The following is a 15593-nucleotide window of genomic DNA, read 5'->3' on the forward strand; positions in this document are numbered from 1 at the left end:
AAGGAGGACTGATAGAGCGAAGCCGTTTTAAAACAGCCGTACCCCTACCTCCTTTACAAATAATTACTTTTTGGCGGGCAGCAGCAACAGGCTGCCATCAGCCTGTTGTTGAAGCTCGACCGACCAGACCTTGGGCAGCAGGGTGGGCAGTTGGTCCAGAGCCGCAAGCTGGAAAACGGCGCTGACTCGGCGTTGGGCCAAGGCCGGGTCAGATACCCGCAGGGTTTGAGGCAGATAGGCTTGCAGTTGATGGACGGCTTGTTCCAGAGGCAAATCGTTGATCAGCAGTTGACCGCGTTGCCAGGCCAGCAGCGTGTCGGCCTGCACCGTTTCAATCGGCCCTACTCCGGCAGCATCGACTTGTAGCCGTTCATCCGCCTGCAAGATATGGTTGACGGTCGGCTGATGGGCCTGGTCGCGCACCTGTACCCGCCCCTGCTCTACGGTCACGACAAGAGCGTCGGGCTCGTGTTCAACTGCAAAGCGCGTGCCCAGCACGCGCACTTGCACGGTGCCCGCCTGCACCTGGAAAGGACGCCAGGCTGAGTGGCTGACATCGAAATACGCCCGCCCCTGCTCCAGCTGGATGTCCCGGCTGCGTAGTCGCCAGGTGGCAGACAGGCGGGTGTTGCGGTCCAGGGTGGCGACGGAACCATCGAACAGGGTAAGGCGTTGCTGAGTATGGGCCGTAGTGCTGATCGTTTCGTGCCGCCAGGCCGGGTTCCAGTACCATAGGCCGGTTGCCATCATTGCCAGAACCAGCAGGGCCGAGCCGGCCCGACGTTTCTCTCGTTGTCGTTTACGCTCGCTGGCCTGCCGGGCCAGTTGCTCCAGATCGGGCAACGGAAACTGCTCCCGCAGCGTTGTCTGATGCTGGCTGAGCAGCTCGTCCAAGGGGGAATCAGCGGCGTGATCGTGAGTGGGCGGAACCGGATCAGCGGTGGAATTCATTTAGCAGCGCTCCATGTGGCGACGGCAGTGTTCCATGCCCAACCGTATATGTTTTTCAACGGTTTTGACTGAGATGGCCTGCAGACGAGCGACTTCTGTTTGGCTGATATGGTGAATTTTGTGCAAGATGAACACTTCTTTGCAGCGAGGCGGCAAACTGTGAATCGCTTGCATCAGGTGATTTAATGCCTGACGGGCGCTCACCTGCTGTTCGGGTGTCGCTGCCGGGCATGGGTGGTCTTCGGGACGCAGGTGAACCTCGTGATGGCTGCAGCGACGCTGGTCGCTGCGGTAGCGGTCGATCGCCAGATGGTGCAAGATGCGGCGCAACAAGGCCAGAGGGGAACGGGGTTCGGGGCGCGAAGGGCGCTCTAGCAAACGCAGGCAGGCGTCGTGCAGAACATCTTGCGCAAAATGCTGAGCACCAAAACGTCGGCGTAATTGACCCAGCAGATCCTCGTAGTGTTCACATAAGGCATCGACCAACGCATTGCGCCGATGGTGGGAAGAAGCACGGGGTTTTGTCGGCATGGGCGGAAGATGCCTGCGGGGCAAAAGTAGAGTTGGAATTAGTAAAGCAAATAAAAACGATTCTTATTTTAATATAAGTCGGCTGACCGTCAAAACACGGGTGTATCCGGTGGGTAGGCATCATGAGACGGGACATGAAAAAGGCCTCCCGAGTGGGAGGCCTGGTTGCTGCGGATAAAGCGGGCTGAACAATCAGTCTGCCGTGTTGGCCGCTGTCTTTTTTGCAGCTGTCTTTTTAGCGGCGGTCTTTTTGGCCGCTGTTTTCTTGACGGCGGTCTTTTTCGCGGCTGCTTTGGTCGCCGTTTTCTTGGCCGCCGTTTTGCGGGCCGGTTTCTCGGGCCGCGGCTCGAACTCAAAGCCGATCTTGCCGTCGGCCTGACGAACCAGGAAGGCCTTGAACTTGCGATTGGTGCGCGAGGACACAAAACCATCGAGCAGGTCTGTCTTACCCTCGCCCAGCAATTTGGCCATCTGTTCGCGGGTGATCTCCTGTTGCAAGATCACCTTGCCACTACGGAAATCACAGCTTTTGGATGGGCCAACGGACTTCTCGCACAAGTAGCGCAAACCGTGTTCAAAGACGGAGGACTGGCACTTGGGGCAAGGGCCGACCGGGGTCTGGCCGCTGAAATCCAGCGTTTCGTCGTCTTCGTCGTCGTTCTGGCCAAAGTCGAACTCCAGCTTGTACTCGTCGGTAATGCGCAAGAGTGCCGCAAAGGGACGTCCCATCTTGCTGATGAAGCCGGGCAATGGCCCCAGCTCTTTCTTGGCCAGCAGTTCTTCCACTTCGGGCAGCTCAAAGGTGCGGCCTCCGGGGTGCTTGCCAATCGAAAAATCGCAAGCCGTGCAGGCGTAACGACGGTAATTTTCTTTGACCACGCCGCCACATTTCGGACATGGCGTTTGCAAGGTTGCGTAATCACCAGGAACCGTGTCGCGTTCGTACTCTTTCGCGCGTTTGACAATCACTTGCGTCATTTGCGCGATTTCACGCATGAACACATCGCGGTCCAACTGACGCTGCTCGATCTGCTTGAGCTGGTGCTCCCACTCGCCGGTCAGCTCAGGCGAAGTCAGTTCGCTAACGCCCAGACCGGACAACAAAGTCATCAATTGGCGCGCCTTGGCGCTAGGCACCAGTTCGCGGCCTTCCCGACGCAGATAGGCTTCGTTCAGCAGACCTTCGATAATGGCTGCACGCGTGGCAGGCGTGCCCAGTCCGCGTTCGGACATGGCTTCGCGCAGGGCTTCATCGTCCACCAGCTTGCCGGCGCTTTCCATGGCCGACAACAAGGTCGCTTCCGTAAAGCGTGCGGGCGGCTTGGTGGCCAGGGCCTTGGTGTTCACGTCTTCGGTGCGCACCTTCTCGCCATCGGCAACGGGCACCAGGGACGCATCTTCACCCTGGGCATCGCGACCATAAATAGCCAGCCAGCCCGGTTTGACCAGTACTTTGCCTTCGGTCTTGAAGTGGTGGCCGGACACCTGCGTGATACGCGTGGTGACGCGGAACTCCGCGGCCGGGAAGAACACGGCCAGGAAGCGACGGCTGATCAGCTCATAAATCTTGTGCTCGGCATCACTCAGCTCCCGAGGCACCTGCAAGGTGGGGATGATGGCAAAGTGATCCGAGACCTTCTTGTTGTCAAAGATCCGACGGTTGGGTTTCACCCATTTTTGCTCGACCACTTCCTGGGCGAAGGGCTGTACTGAGGCGCTGGCAGGCGTGCCGCTGTCTGCCAGCGCACGCATGGTCTCTTGCACCGTACTGATATAGTCTTCGGGCAGATAGCGCGAATCGGTACGGGGGTACGTCAGTGCCTTGTGGCGTTCGTACAAGGTCTGTGCCAGGGACAAGGTGGTCTTGGCAGAAAAACCGAAGCGCGAGTTGGCTTCCCGTTGCAGCGAGGTCAAATCAAACAGCGCGGGCGACATCTGCGTGCTGGGCTTGGATTCCTCGGTGACCACACCAGGCTGTTCGCGGCAGGCAGCCACAATCGTTTGAGCCGCGGTCAGGGACCACAGACGCGAGTCTTTTTTCTCGGGGTCGTGCTCGTCCTTGACGAATTTGGGGTCAAACCAGCGGCCCGTGTACAGACCGGCAGCAGCGATAAAGTCTGCGTGTACTTCCCAGTAATCGCGTGACACGAACTGACGAATCCGGTTCTCGCGTTCGTTGACGATAGCCAGCGTGGGAGTTTGCACACGGCCCACAGGGGTTTTGAAGAAACCGCCGTCCTTGCTGTTGAAGGCCGTCATGGCACGAGTGCCATTGATGCCCACCAGCCAGTCGGCCTCGGCACGCGAACGGGCTGCCGCCTCCAGCGGTTTCATGTCCTCGTCGTCACGCAGGTTTTCAAAGGCCTCGCGGATCGCCGATTGAGTCATCGAACGTAACCAAAGCCGTTGCACCGGTTTTTTCGTTCCGGCGTACTGCATAATGTAGCGAAAAATCAGCTCACCCTCGCGTCCCGCGTCACAGGCATTAATTACCGCGGTGACATCTTTCCGCTTGATCAGCTTGACCAGCAGTTTCAGGCGTTCAGTCGATTTTTTGTCGGTAGGGTTGAGCTCAAATTGAGGGGGGATGACGGGTAAATGCGTGAAGCTCCACTTGCCGCGGACCGGATCATTAGGGGCCACCAGGCTCAGCAGATGGCCAATGCTGGAGGCCAGCACGTAGCGATCGCTTTCAAAATAATCACCTTCTCGAGTGAAACCGCCCAATGCCCGCGAGATATCTACGGCGACTGAAGGTTTCTCGGCAATGATTAGTGTTTTATCCATATGATTCCAGTGACAGCAACTGCGCTGCAATGCGCGAAATGATACGAGGTGCTTATCCCTCTATGCAAGTTATGAGACCTGACAAGACTAACGTATGGCCAACGGACTGGCGAGTGTTTCTCACAAAACTCGCCTGGGGCCTGGCTGTTTTGCTGCTCGCCAGCGGACTGGTGACCTGGGTGGCGGCCCATTGGGACGACTGGGGAAATGGTGCCAAATTTGCCCTGGCCCAAGGCGCGGTGCTGGTTTCTGCCGGGCTGGCCTGGCTGTTTCGCCGACGCGCCGGTGGCTGGGGTCATGATCTGGGCGTGCCCGCTGCCCTGACGGGCTTGGCCGCCGTAGCTACGGGCGGCTTGCTGGCGCTGATCGGCCAGACTTATCAGACTGGCGCAGACCCCTGGCAGCTTTTCGCATTGTGGACTGTGCTGATCATACCTTGGGTATTGGCCGTGCGCAGTGTCTTTCTGTCAGTGCTGTTCGTGGTGCTTCTCAATACCGCCCTGTACTTATGGATTGATGTCGCCCGCCTGGACTGGTTCGGTCGGGGGAGCACGACACAGACCTTGCTGGCGCTGGCAGTTAACGCGCTTTTATTGCTGGCAGCCGAGACGATCTGGCGTGCCCGACGTGATCCGTGGCGTATCTTGCCGCGAGTCGCTGGCATTGCCGTGGGTTTTTTCATGGGCATGCAGGTTCTGGAGGGCGATTTCCTGCTGGGACTGATCCTGTTTCTGGCGCTCTACGCTATTTACCATTACCGGCGCCCGGACTTGTTGATCATGTCACTGGCATCGTTCGGCGCGTATGGTGCGTTGAGCATGTTGATTATCGAATATGCCGGGAACGCCTTTTTGTTGATCGTGGTGGTGATTGTGGGCCTGGGTCTGGGCTTGCTGCGTTTCTTGCAGCAACAGGTCATCCATTGGCGGCGCACGCAAGGATCGGTTTGGGCAGCGGACGCTGCGCATGCTGCAAGCACGGTCGCGGGAACGACGGAGACGCGGGTTAAGGCAGCGTTGGGCGTTCAAGCAGATGCTGGTTTGCCGGCTCACGACACGGCTCAGGCTGACTCCATCGCGCTTCAGGATACGGACGAGCACCACCCTTGGTATCTGCGCCTGATCAAGCTGTTTCTTTATTTGCTCTTGCCGCTGCTTGTCCTGCTGTACCTGGCGATTTCTCTGGATCTGAGTCTGGAGGCTCTGGGTGTTCTGGGTGGCATCATGGCCCTGGCTTCGCCCGCGCTTTTTGCCAAGGCTCATACGGTACAGAGTCGGGATCTGGTGGGCGGCTGGGTGGCGTGTGCGCTGCTTTTGCTCAGCGTACCCATTGTCGAGGCGCGCTATCCCTGGCCGCCCGAGATCAGTGCCTTGTTGGCGCTTGTGATCAGCACGGTGTTGTACAGGTTGGCCAAGGGCCAGTTTGTATTGCGCATGCTGCTGGTGCTCTGGGCCTTGGCGGCCATCGAGTTCCTGGTGGTTGAGCGCCTGTTTGAGCGCTGGACGACGCTGCCTTATTGGGTATTGGAGCTGCCTGCTGCCTTGATGTTCTTTGGCGCACTGTTGCTTGGTCACTTCCAGTTGCGTGGTGAACGCAAGCCCCACTTCTGGCTGCCCCTGTTCTGGTCCTTGCTGCTGGTGTCCCAGCTTCATCTGGCCTCGGCCGGCGCACTGTTTTATTCCATGCCCTTTTGGGGCGAGTCGCGGCCTTATCTGACCGCGACCGGTTTCCTGCTGGCGATGGCGCCCGTTGCCATCCTGGCATTCTATTGGCGCGCCTGGCGTGAGCAAACGCGGGTCTTTGGCATCGCTTTGCTGGGCGTGGCGGCTTTGTGTGCGGTCTGGACACCCTACCCGCCGCTTGCCCTGGCCCTGAGCTGGATTCTGGTGGCGTATGCCTGGCGCTACCTGAGTCTGCTGGCCGTGGCCGTTGTGATGGGCCTGTTTTGTCTGTGGCGCCTGTATTACATCCTGAACATCAGCTTGTTGGATAAGGCCGAGCTATTGCTGGCCACGGGCTTGGGCTGCGTGGTGTTTGCCTATCTGGGGCAGTTAAGTCGCAAGCCGGCCGGAGTGGGTACCGTGCTTCAGGCTCCTCCCAAAGGCGTGGTGGTCAGCGTGCTGTTGGGGACGGTGCTGGTGCTGGGCGTGGCAAACGTGGCGATTGTGCAAAAGGAACGGATTTTGCGCGATGGTCAGACGGTATTGCTGGAGCTGGCTCCCGTGGACCCGCGCTCCTTGATGCAGGGTGATTACATGTCCCTGAACTTCGCCCTGTCACAAAGCCTGTCAGCCCTTTCCTGGAGTTTGCCCAAAGCGGCACAGGCCAAAATGGATGCCCAGCAGTGGGTTCTGGTGGGGGTACAGCTCGATGAGCACAAGGTGGCTCAACTCAAAGGCGTGTATCTGGATCTGGATGGTCAGGAACGTCTGTGGAATGACGCTGGGCCGGTGGCTGAGCCAGATGAGGTGATGCGCTTGCGCATGCGGCGTCACCGCAATAACTGGACGCCGGGTACCGATGCCTGGTTCTTTGCAGAAGGTTCGGCAGATCGCTTTGATGCAGCCCGCTATGGCGAATTTGCGGTGGTCGAAGATGGCCAGAGCCTGTTGCGTGCAATGCTGGACAAGGACAGGCAGGCTATTCAATAAGTCTGGGCTTATCGGTCGCACGCATGAAGCGGTAGTCGGATTGCCTTTCATCAAGACAATCCGACGTGCCATCAGTCCTTGCATCGGGCTTTTATAGCGACGCTCAAGCCGATGCCCTCGAAGACAGCAAGAACCATCAAAAAGGCCCGAATCCGATCTGGGATCGAATTCGGGCCTGCGTTCTTGAGATGAAGGAAAGGCCTCTTTTGATGGGGGCCGTTGCGACAAATAAAAACGAGTTCCTGTGTATTCGCTTAATGGGACTGACGGGTGGAGTCGTCGCTGAGCAGCTCTTCAAAGATCAGATGATCGATTTCGGCTTCGTGGCTCCACAAAACCATCAGGGCGACAATTTTTATTTTGTCCAAAGAGACCGGGCTTTCATCCACCGCCATAGCGCTTTCAATCAGAATTTCGCGCAGGTGGGCGGTCAGGGCGCCGGAATTTTGCAAAAAGGTGATGAAACCCATGGCGTCAGCGCCCAGCACATGTTGTTCGTGCTCGGAAAAAATACGCTGACTGTTGGGGCTGAGTTGAGCGGTAGGCTGACACTGTTGCGAGGTCTCGCCCAGTGCATGTAGCCAGCCCAGTGCGTCGTTGATGTCCTCGTCTTCAAAGCCAATAGCCGCCAGCTTGTGGGCCAGAACCTCCGCCTTGGGACAGGACTGGGGGTTGTAATACGTCTCGAATAGATAAACCAGGATATCAAACATGGATATAAGGTTGCCGTCCTAAGTGATTAAAAAAACTGCGTGATTTCGGTAACCAGTGACCAAACTTTACGCTGATTTGCGGTAGGGGGCAAATGGGGTGTTCAGGGCTTGGGTGGGTTCTGCCGTGAGCAGCAAGGCCGTTTTTTACCGGGTTTTGCTCTGGCAGACGCCCTATGCGACAGGGCGTCTTCATGATTGAAACATAAATCGATTGTTAGGGTAGAAACTGTCGTTTATTTGAAACCTTGACGCTTGTCCGGCAGCGGGAAACGCTGTGCCCAGGCACGGGTAGCCTGGCTCCAGAATGCGTCCAGCGTGCTAGCCGCAACAGGTGCAAAGCCCAGAAAGGCCCAGACCCGTTGCAGTGTCTCCAAGGGGTGCTCCAGATCGAAGGCCGGGGCATGGTTCTGTTTGGAGAGCTTGCGGCCTTGGCTGTCGCAGGCCAGCGGCACATGCAAGGTGCGCGGGACAGGCAGTCCCAGCATGCCTTGCAGAACGCGCTGGCGTGCCGTGGAACTTAACAGATCTGCACCTCGTACCACATCGGTGATCTGGCTGTCTGCATCATCAATGACCACTACAAACTGATAGGCCCAGAGCTTGTCGGCGCGTTTAATAATGTAGTCCCCGACTTCTTGGGCGACATCTTGCTGCTGCGGCCCGGCCCAGCGATCGGTGAAGCTCTCCACCCCTTTGGGGACGCGCAGCCGCCAGGCGCGGATGCTGCGGCCTGGGGCAATGCCATGTCGGCAGGTGCCTGCATAGGGATGGTCCGTGGCTTCCGGGCTGACAGGGAGGGAGGCGGCCAGAATTTCCTGGCGTGTGCAGGCACAGCCGTAAACCAGATTCTGCTCGCGCAGGCTGTCGAACACCTCCTGATAACGGGCCAGACGCTGACTTTGCCAAACCACCTCGCCGTCCCAGTGCATGCCCAGGCCTTGCAATTGCTGCATGATGAGCTGGTCTGCCCCTTTCACAACGCGTGGCGTGTCTATATCTTCAATGCGCAATAACCAGCGCCCGCTCTGGGCGCGTGCATCCAGGTAGCTGGCCATGGCGGCAACCAGCGAACCCTCGTGCAAGGGACCACTGGGACTAGGCGCAAAGCGACCACAGTAAGGGGTAAGGGGCTGGGCGGTCATGAGTCGTTCTTAACGGCAAGAGCCCCTGGACGGGGGCTCTTGTTAGTGCGACTTTACGCCTATTTTTCGGGCCCGGCAATCCGTCTTGCTCGGGCCTAACGGGGATGGTTTTCAGCTCTCCATCGTGACCAGCTCCGCCCCTTCGGCGACCTGATCGCCCACGGCAAAGAACAGTTCGGCCACGATGCCATCAGCGGGTGCCTGAATGGAGTGCTCCATTTTCATGGCTTCCATGACCAGCAGCACATCGCCTTGCTTGACGCTGTCGCCAGCGCCCACATTCAGGGCAATGATTTTGCCCGGCATGGGGGCAGTCAGGCGTCCGCCGTGCGCTTCCTGGCTGCTGGTGCCGGCGTTGGCCAGGGTATCGACCACGCTCAAGGTCCAGTCCGAACCCTCCTGGGCCACTTGCAGATGCTCGCCATCGCGCAGCACCTGGGCGCGATATTCGGTCTGACCCAGCCACAAGCGCAGAGTCAGGGTATCAGCCAGATCGGCGGCTTGGGCAGCCTGCCAGCGCAAGGCATGCTGTTCGTGGCCCAGCGTGATCTGCCACTGGCTTTCACGACGCTGCAGCAGGATTTCATGCGCTTGCTCGCCCAGTTGCACATGGACCTTCTGGTCGTAATCGCCGCTCAGGCGCCAGCCGTCATGGACGCCCCAGGGGTCCGTGTTGGTGGACGGTGCGCCCATGCCCTGGTGCGTCAGCACCGCGCAGGCGGCGAAAGCCAGCACCGAAGCCGGCACATCCTGATCGCGGGGGAACAGCGCATCGTGACGGCGTGGAATCAGGCCGGTGTCCAGATCGGCCTGGGCAAAGGCTTCATCGCCCAGCAGACGTTGCAGGAAGGTCTTGTTGGTGTGTACACCCGCCACCTGAGTGTCAGCCAGCGTGCGAATCAGGCGACGACGTGCTTGCTCGCGGTCCGCACCATGGGTGATGACCTTGGCAATCATGGGGTCGTAGAACGGGCTGATGACGCTACCCTCACGCACGCCACTGTCGATACGGACCTCACCGCAGGTGAAGGAGGCATGGGCAGGGTATCGCAGGCTGCGCAGCGTACCGATGGAAGGCAGGAAATCCTTATCGGGGTTTTCGGCGTAAATCCGCACTTCGATGGCATGTCCATGGATGCTCAGCGCGTCTTGTTTGGCCGGCAAAGGCTGGCCATCGGCCACGCGCAATTGCCATTCCACCAGATCGTGGCCCGTAATCAGTTCGGTGACGGGGTGTTCCACCTGCAGGCGGGTGTTCATTTCCATGAAGTAAAAACGTCCGTCCTGCTCGGCAATGAACTCCACGGTGCCAGCACCGACGTAGTTCACGGCGCGGGCTGCCGCAATGGCGGCCTCCCCCATGGCCTGACGACGTTCGGGCGTCATGCCGGGAGCGGGGGCTTCTTCAATCACTTTCTGGTGACGGCGCTGCACCGAGCAATCGCGCTCGAATAGATACACGTACTCGCCGTGCTGGTCACCAAAGACCTGGATTTCGATGTGGCGTGGCTTGGTGATGTAGCGTTCAATCAGCACGCGGTCGTCGCTAAAGCTGCTGGCGGCTTCGCGCTGGCAAGAGCGCAAGGCCTCCAGGAATGCGCCGGATTCTTCCACAATACGCATGCCTTTGCCGCCACCACCGGCACTGGCCTTGATCAGCACGGGGTAGCCGATATTGTCGGCTTGCTGGTGCAGGAAGTCGGGGTCCTGGTTGTCGCCGTGGTAACCGGGCACCAAAGGCACACCGGCTTTTTCCATCAAGGATTTGGCGGCGGATTTGCTGCCCATGGCGGCAATCGCCTGGGCAGGCGGCCCTACAAAAATAATGCCGGCTTGTTCACAAGCGCGAGCAAAATGCTCGTTCTCGGACAGAAAACCATAGCCAGGGTGGATGGCATTCGCGCCAGTGGCACGGGCGGCTTCCAGAATGGCGTCGATCTTCAAATAACTGTCGCGTGGCTCGGGGCCACCGATGCGCACAGCTTGATCACAAGCACGGACGTGCTGGGCGTCGGCGTCCGCGTCGGAGTAAACCGCAACGGTACGCAGCCCCAGGCGGCGGGCAGTGGCGGCCACCCGGCAGGCAATTTCACCGCGATTGGCTATCAGCAGGGTCTGAAACACAGTGTCTCCTTGTCTTACATGCGGAACACGCCAAAGCGGGTGTCTTCAATAGGGGCGTTCAAGGCGGCGGACAGGCCCAGGGCCAGAACGCGCCGGGTATCCGAGGGTTGGATGATGCCGTCATCCCATAGACGCGCCGTGGCGTAGTAGGGATGGCCTTCATGTTCGTACTGGGCGCGGATCGGGGCCTTGAACGCCTCTTCTTCCTCGGCGCTCCAGGTCTGGCCACGAGCTTCCAGTCCATCACGGCGCACGGTAGCCAGTACGCTGGCAGCCTGCTCCCCACCCATGACCGAGATACGGGCATTGGGCCAGAGAAACAGCAGGCGCGGGCTGAAGGCACGGCCACACATGCCGTAGTTACCGGCACCGAAAGAGCCGCCCAGAATCACGGTGAACTTGGGTACGGCAGCCGTGGATACGGCGGTGACCAGTTTGGCGCCGTGGCGGGCAATCCCTTCGTTTTCGTACTTGCGGCCCACCATGAAGCCGGTAATGTTCTGCAGGAACACCAAAGGTGTCTTGCGCTGGCAGCACAGTTCAATGAAGTGGGCGCCTTTCTGGGCCGCTTCCGAGAACAGAATGCCGTTGTTGGCGATGATGCCCACGGGCATGCCGTGGATATGGGCAAAGCCGGTCACCAGCGTGGTGCCAAAGCGGGCTTTGAATTCATCAAAGTCCGAGTCATCCACAATGCGGGCGATCACTTCGCGCACATCGTAGGGCTTGCGGGTATCGGCGGGGATGATGCCGTTCAGCTCTTGCGGGTCGTAGCGCGGTTCGCGCACTTCTTTCAGCGGCCAGGGTAGTTTTTTCTCGCGGTTCAGGCGGCCGACACAGCGGCGTGCCAGTTCCAGCGCATGCAGATCGTTCTCGGCCAGATGGTCGGCCACGCCGGACAGACGGGTGTGCACATCGCCACCACCCAGGTCTTCGGCGCTGACTTCTTCACCGGTTGCGGCTTTGACCAGTGGCGGCCCACCCAGGAAGATGGTGCCCTGGTCGCGCACGATGATGGACTCATCGCTCATGGCCGGCACGTAGGCACCGCCAGCGGTACATGAACCCATCACGACAGCAATCTGCGCAATGCCCTGGGCCGACATATTGGCCTGGTTGTAGAAGATGCGGCCAAAGTGGTCCCGATCCGGGAATACGTCTTCCTGATTGGGCAGGTTGGCCCCGCCCGAGTCCACCAGATATACGCAAGGCAGATTGTTCTGTTGGGCAATTTCCTGGGCACGCAAATGCTTCTTCACAGTCAGCGGATAGTAGGTCCCGCCCTTGACCGTAGCGTCGTTGCAGACCACCACGCATTCAATGCCGGCAATGCGGCCAATGCCCGTGATGATGCCCGCGCCAGGAGACTCGTTGTTATAGACATCCTGGGCAGCCAGAGGCGAGAGCTCCAGAAAAGGCGTACCGGGATCAAGCAGACGTTCGACGCGTTCGCGCGGCAGCAGCTTGCCGCGTCCCACATGGCGTTGCCGGGCGGATTCGGACCCACCCAAGGCGGTTTTCTGTAGCTTTTGGCGCAGATCAAGGATCAGGGCCTGCATGATCGAGGCGTTGTCCTGAAAGTCTTGGGAACGCGGATTGATGCGGGATTCAATAACTGACATGGCGTGCCTGGAAAGAGAACAGAGAAAAGCCCATAAAATCAGCCGGGCCGCAGCCCGGCTGATGAGCTTGCTTTAGACCAGCTCGACGGCCAGCGCGACGGCTTCGCCGCCGCCAATGCACAGCGAGGCAATGCCGCGCTTGCCGCCTGTTTTACGCAGGGCGCCAATCAGGGTGGCCAGCAGGCGCGCACCCGATGCCCCGATGGGGTGACCCAGGGCCGTGGCGCCACCGTGGATATTGACCTTGTCGTGCGGGATGTTCAGCTCTTTCATGGCGGCCATGGTGACCACGGCAAAGGCTTCGTTGATCTCGAACAGATCTACATCAGCCACGCTCCAGCCGGTTTTATCCAGCAGCTTCTGGATGGCGGCTACGGGTGCAGTCGTGAACCAGGCGGGCTCCTGAGCGTGCTGGGTGTGAGCCACAATACGCGCCAGTGGCGTGGCGCCCAGTTCCTTGGCTTTCTCTTCGGTGGTGATCACCATGGCGGCGGCACCGTCCGAAATGGACGAGGCGTTGGCCGCGGTAATCGTGCCATCTTTTTTGAAGGCGGGACGCAGCGTGGGGATCTTTTCGGGCATGGCTTTGGTGGGGGCCTCGTCCTTGGCAATGACTACATCGCCTTTGCGGCCCGCAATCGTTACCGGAGCGATTTCCCAGTCAAAACTGCCGTCTTCGCTGGCCTGACGAGCGCGGCGCAGCGATTCCAGTGCATAGGCATCCTGCTCTTCGCGGCTGAACTCGTACTTGCTGGCGCAGTCTTCCGCAAACACACCCATGGCGGTACCACGGCTGTACGCGTCTTCCAGTCCATCCATGGCCATATGGTCATACACGGTGGAATGGCCGTAGCGGTAGCCCTGGCGGCCCTTGAGCAGCAGATAAGGGGCATTGCTCATGCTTTCCTGGCCCCCAGCCACGACGACGTCCACGCTGCCAGCCTTGAGCAGGTCGTGGGCAAACATGGCCGCTTTCAGGCCGGAACCGCAAACCTTGTGGATGGTGGTGCAAGCCACGCCCTGGGGCAGACCGGCCCCCAGGGCCGCCTGGCGCGCAGGGGCTTGGCCCTGACCAGCTTGCAGCACGTTACCCATGATCACTTCGTCGATCTGGTCGGCCTGGATGCCCGAGCGCTCCACGGCCGCCTTGATGGCGACCGCGCCCAGTTCGTGAGCGGCCAGATCGGACAGACTACCCATCATGCCGCCCATCGGGGTGCGGGCGATCGAGACGATGACAACGGAATTAGTCATGAAAGACTCCTGGTTGCAAAGAGGAGACCGGTGCGCGCTTGGCAAACTCGTGCAGCTGCCGATCTTTGTTATACGGAAAAATATTTTCGATCCGACCTTGCGTTACCCGCAAGCGACATTGAGACCACCATTCAGGCTCCAGCAATTCTGCATGGTGGGCCATGAAGGCTTTGCGAATGCGTGGGTCGGTCAATAGAAAGTAGCCGAATTCTTCGGGAAATACATCGTTTGGGCCAATCGGATACCAAGGTTCGCTCGCCATTTCGGCTTCTTCGTTCGGTGCGGGCGGAATGGCGCGGAAATTCATCTCGCGCATATGCTGGATTTCGTCGTAGTCATAAAAGACGACGCGGCCCAGACGGGTCACCCCAAAGTTCTTGAACAACATGTCGCCGGGGAAAATGTCGGCGGCCGCCAGCTCGCGGATTGCCTTGCCGTACTGGTCGACAGCGGCGTTCAGGGCGGGATCGCTGGCCTTGTTCAGGTACAGGTTCAGGGGAGTCATGCGCCGTTCGATATAGACGTGGCGCAGCAAGATGGTGTCTTCGGACTCTTCCAGCAGGCTGGGCACTTCGCGCCGCAACTCTTCCAGCAAGGCTTGTGAAAAGCGGGCCTTGGGCAAGGCAACCTGCGCGTAATCCCAGGTGTCAGCCATGCGCCCGACACGATCATGCTTTTTGACCAGCTGGTATTTGCTGCGCACCGTGGCATGATCCATGCCCTGCTTTTGAATGCGGTCGCGAATCAGCTTGAAGACATAAGGGTAAGACGGCAGCGTAAAGACGGTCATCACCATACCGGCAATACCGGGAGCCAGATCAAAGTGATCGTGCGAGTGCGACAGGTGGTGCAGAAAGTCGCGGTAGAACAGCGTCTTGCCCTGCTTTTGCAGACCGATGGCGGTATAAAGCTCGGCCTTGGGCTTGCGTGGCAGCAGGCTGGACAGGAAGTCCACATAGGCCGACGGGGCTTCCATATCGACCAGGAAGTAGGCGCGCGTAAAGCTGAACAGCGTGGACAGGTCGTCAGTGGTGTGCAGCAAGGCGTCGATGTACAAATGTCCGGAGGGGCGATGCAAAATGGCCAGCGAAAAAGGCAGCACTTCGCCTTGATTGATCAGGCGGCCCACCACATAGGCCCCCTTGTTGCGAAAGAACAGGGAGTTCAGCACCTGAATCTGGCAGTCTGAGCCAATGCGCGAACCATAGCCCCGTGGCAGACGGCGACACAGCTGACGCACCGCCATGCGAGCCAGCGTGCGCACATCGCGTGGCAGGTCGGCAAAGGGGGCGGCCAGACCGAAGTCGGCCAGCATACTGGTTAGACTGGCTTCCAGACCTTCTTCGGTGGGGTAATAGACCCGATACGAAGGCAGCGCGCCGTCCAGATAATCCGTGGCAACGGCTGGGCGCACGAAAATGAATTCGTTGCGAAAGTAGTGCCGATGCAAGACGCGGCAGGAGACGGAGTTAAAGAACGTCTCGGCGCATTCCGGCTGTCGGTGACCCGAGAGCAGGCGTACAAACTCTGCCTTGGCCTGTAGCCACAATTGCTGCTGGGCCTCGTCCAGGTGGGCCGGTGCCGACGGTGTCGGTTGATGCAGACGCAGATTCTGGCTGAGCATGGCCGCGCACTCGCGCACTCGCGTGGCGTAATACTCGATACGCTCACGGGACAGTTGCTGGATGCCATGCCAGTCCCCCGATTCGTACAAGGACTTGGCGCGCTGGGCGCTATAGCGAAACAGCGCATAGTGGCGATTGAAACCATCCAGCATGGCCTGAGCGACCTGGGTCGCGGTCATCGCCGGTTTTTGAA

At 59.4% G+C, this 15593-nt stretch carries 10 protein-coding genes; 1 reads left to right on the forward strand and 9 read right to left on the reverse strand.

Annotated elements, in window-relative coordinates; genetic code table 11:
- Nucleotides 1-63: 63 nt before the first annotated feature.
- The 3 genes from FE795_RS00570 to FE795_RS00580 form a co-directional block, all read right to left on the reverse strand.
- The gene (locus FE795_RS00570) at nucleotides 64-951 is read right to left on the reverse strand and encodes a FecR family protein (protein WP_059318388.1); all 888 of its coding nucleotides are present in this window, start codon (nucleotides 949-951) and stop codon (nucleotides 64-66) included.
- On the reverse strand, nucleotides 952-1482 hold the full coding sequence (locus FE795_RS00575) for an RNA polymerase sigma factor (protein WP_131071143.1): 531 nt from the start codon (nucleotides 1480-1482) through the stop codon (nucleotides 952-954).
- 192 nt (nucleotides 1483-1674) lie between these two features.
- Nucleotides 1675-4269: a DNA topoisomerase III gene (locus tag FE795_RS00580; RefSeq protein ID WP_003800563.1), complete on the reverse strand. Its 2595-nt coding sequence runs from the start codon at nucleotides 4267-4269 to the stop codon at nucleotides 1675-1677.
- A gap of 113 nt (nucleotides 4270-4382) precedes the next feature.
- On the opposite strand from FE795_RS00580, the gene FE795_RS00585 reads away from it, so the two are divergent.
- The gene (locus FE795_RS00585) at nucleotides 4383-6920 is read left to right on the forward strand and encodes a GDYXXLXY domain-containing protein (RefSeq protein ID WP_131071144.1); all 2538 of its coding nucleotides are present in this window, start codon (nucleotides 4383-4385) and stop codon (nucleotides 6918-6920) included.
- Between the two features lie 254 nt (nucleotides 6921-7174).
- Here FE795_RS00585 and FE795_RS00590 read toward each other — a convergent pair whose 3' ends face one another.
- The 6 genes from FE795_RS00590 to aceK all read right to left on the reverse strand — a co-directional run bounded on the left by FE795_RS00590 (nucleotide 7175) and on the right by aceK (nucleotide 15579).
- Nucleotides 7175-7633, reverse strand: coding sequence for a DUF494 family protein (locus FE795_RS00590; RefSeq protein ID WP_003800559.1), 459 nt, complete (start codon nucleotides 7631-7633; stop codon nucleotides 7175-7177).
- A 233-nt stretch (nucleotides 7634-7866) separates the two neighbouring features.
- Nucleotides 7867-8775, reverse strand: coding sequence for a tRNA glutamyl-Q(34) synthetase GluQRS (gene gluQRS, locus FE795_RS00595; protein ID WP_131071145.1), 909 nt, complete (start codon nucleotides 8773-8775; stop codon nucleotides 7867-7869).
- Between the two features lie 111 nt (nucleotides 8776-8886).
- A complete protein-coding gene (locus FE795_RS00600; protein WP_219235422.1) occupies nucleotides 8887-10899 on the reverse strand; it encodes an acetyl/propionyl/methylcrotonyl-CoA carboxylase subunit alpha in 2013 nt (670 codons plus the stop codon).
- 14 nt (nucleotides 10900-10913) lie between these two features.
- Nucleotides 10914-12521 carry a carboxyl transferase domain-containing protein gene (locus FE795_RS00605; RefSeq protein ID WP_003800553.1) on the reverse strand — a complete coding sequence of 536 codons (1608 nt, stop codon included), beginning with the start codon at nucleotides 12519-12521 and terminating at the stop codon, nucleotides 10914-10916.
- A gap of 72 nt (nucleotides 12522-12593) precedes the next feature.
- The gene (locus FE795_RS00610; RefSeq protein ID WP_003800551.1) at nucleotides 12594-13775 is read right to left on the reverse strand and encodes an acetyl-CoA C-acyltransferase; all 1182 of its coding nucleotides are present in this window, start codon (nucleotides 13773-13775) and stop codon (nucleotides 12594-12596) included.
- Nucleotides 13768-15579, reverse strand: a complete 1812-nt coding sequence (gene aceK / locus FE795_RS00615; RefSeq protein WP_230406346.1) for a bifunctional isocitrate dehydrogenase kinase/phosphatase — start codon at nucleotides 15577-15579, stop codon at nucleotides 13768-13770. Before aceK ends, FE795_RS00610 begins: the two co-directional genes overlap by 8 nt.
- Nucleotides 15580-15593 lie beyond the last annotated feature (14 nt).

The sequence above is a fragment of the Alcaligenes ammonioxydans genome (assembly GCF_019343455.1).
Taxonomy (GTDB): Bacteria; Pseudomonadota; Gammaproteobacteria; order Burkholderiales; family Burkholderiaceae_B; genus Alcaligenes; species Alcaligenes ammonioxydans.

Bases quoted from the DNA above. Each gene is read 5' to 3' on its own strand.
- FE795_RS00580 (WP_003800563.1), bottom strand. From the start codon at position 4,269: ATGGATAAAACACTAATCATTGCCGAGAAACCTTCAGTCGCCGTAGAT.
- FE795_RS00570 (WP_059318388.1), bottom strand. From the start codon at position 951: ATGAATTCCACCGCTGATCCGGTTCCGCCCACTCACGATCACGCCGCT.
- FE795_RS00575 (WP_131071143.1), bottom strand. From the start codon at position 1,482: ATGCCGACAAAACCCCGTGCTTCTTCCCACCATCGGCGCAATGCGTTG.
- FE795_RS00605 (WP_003800553.1), bottom strand. From the start codon at position 12,521: ATGTCAGTTATTGAATCCCGCATCAATCCGCGTTCCCAAGACTTTCAG.
- FE795_RS00590 (WP_003800559.1), bottom strand. From the start codon at position 7,633: ATGTTTGATATCCTGGTTTATCTATTCGAGACGTATTACAACCCCCAG.
- gluQRS (WP_131071145.1), bottom strand. From the start codon at position 8,775: ATGACCGCCCAGCCCCTTACCCCTTACTGTGGTCGCTTTGCGCCTAGT.
- aceK (WP_230406346.1), bottom strand. From the start codon at position 15,579: ATGACCGCGACCCAGGTCGCTCAGGCCATGCTGGATGGTTTCAATCGC.
- FE795_RS00610 (WP_003800551.1), bottom strand. From the start codon at position 13,775: ATGACTAATTCCGTTGTCATCGTCTCGATCGCCCGCACCCCGATGGGC.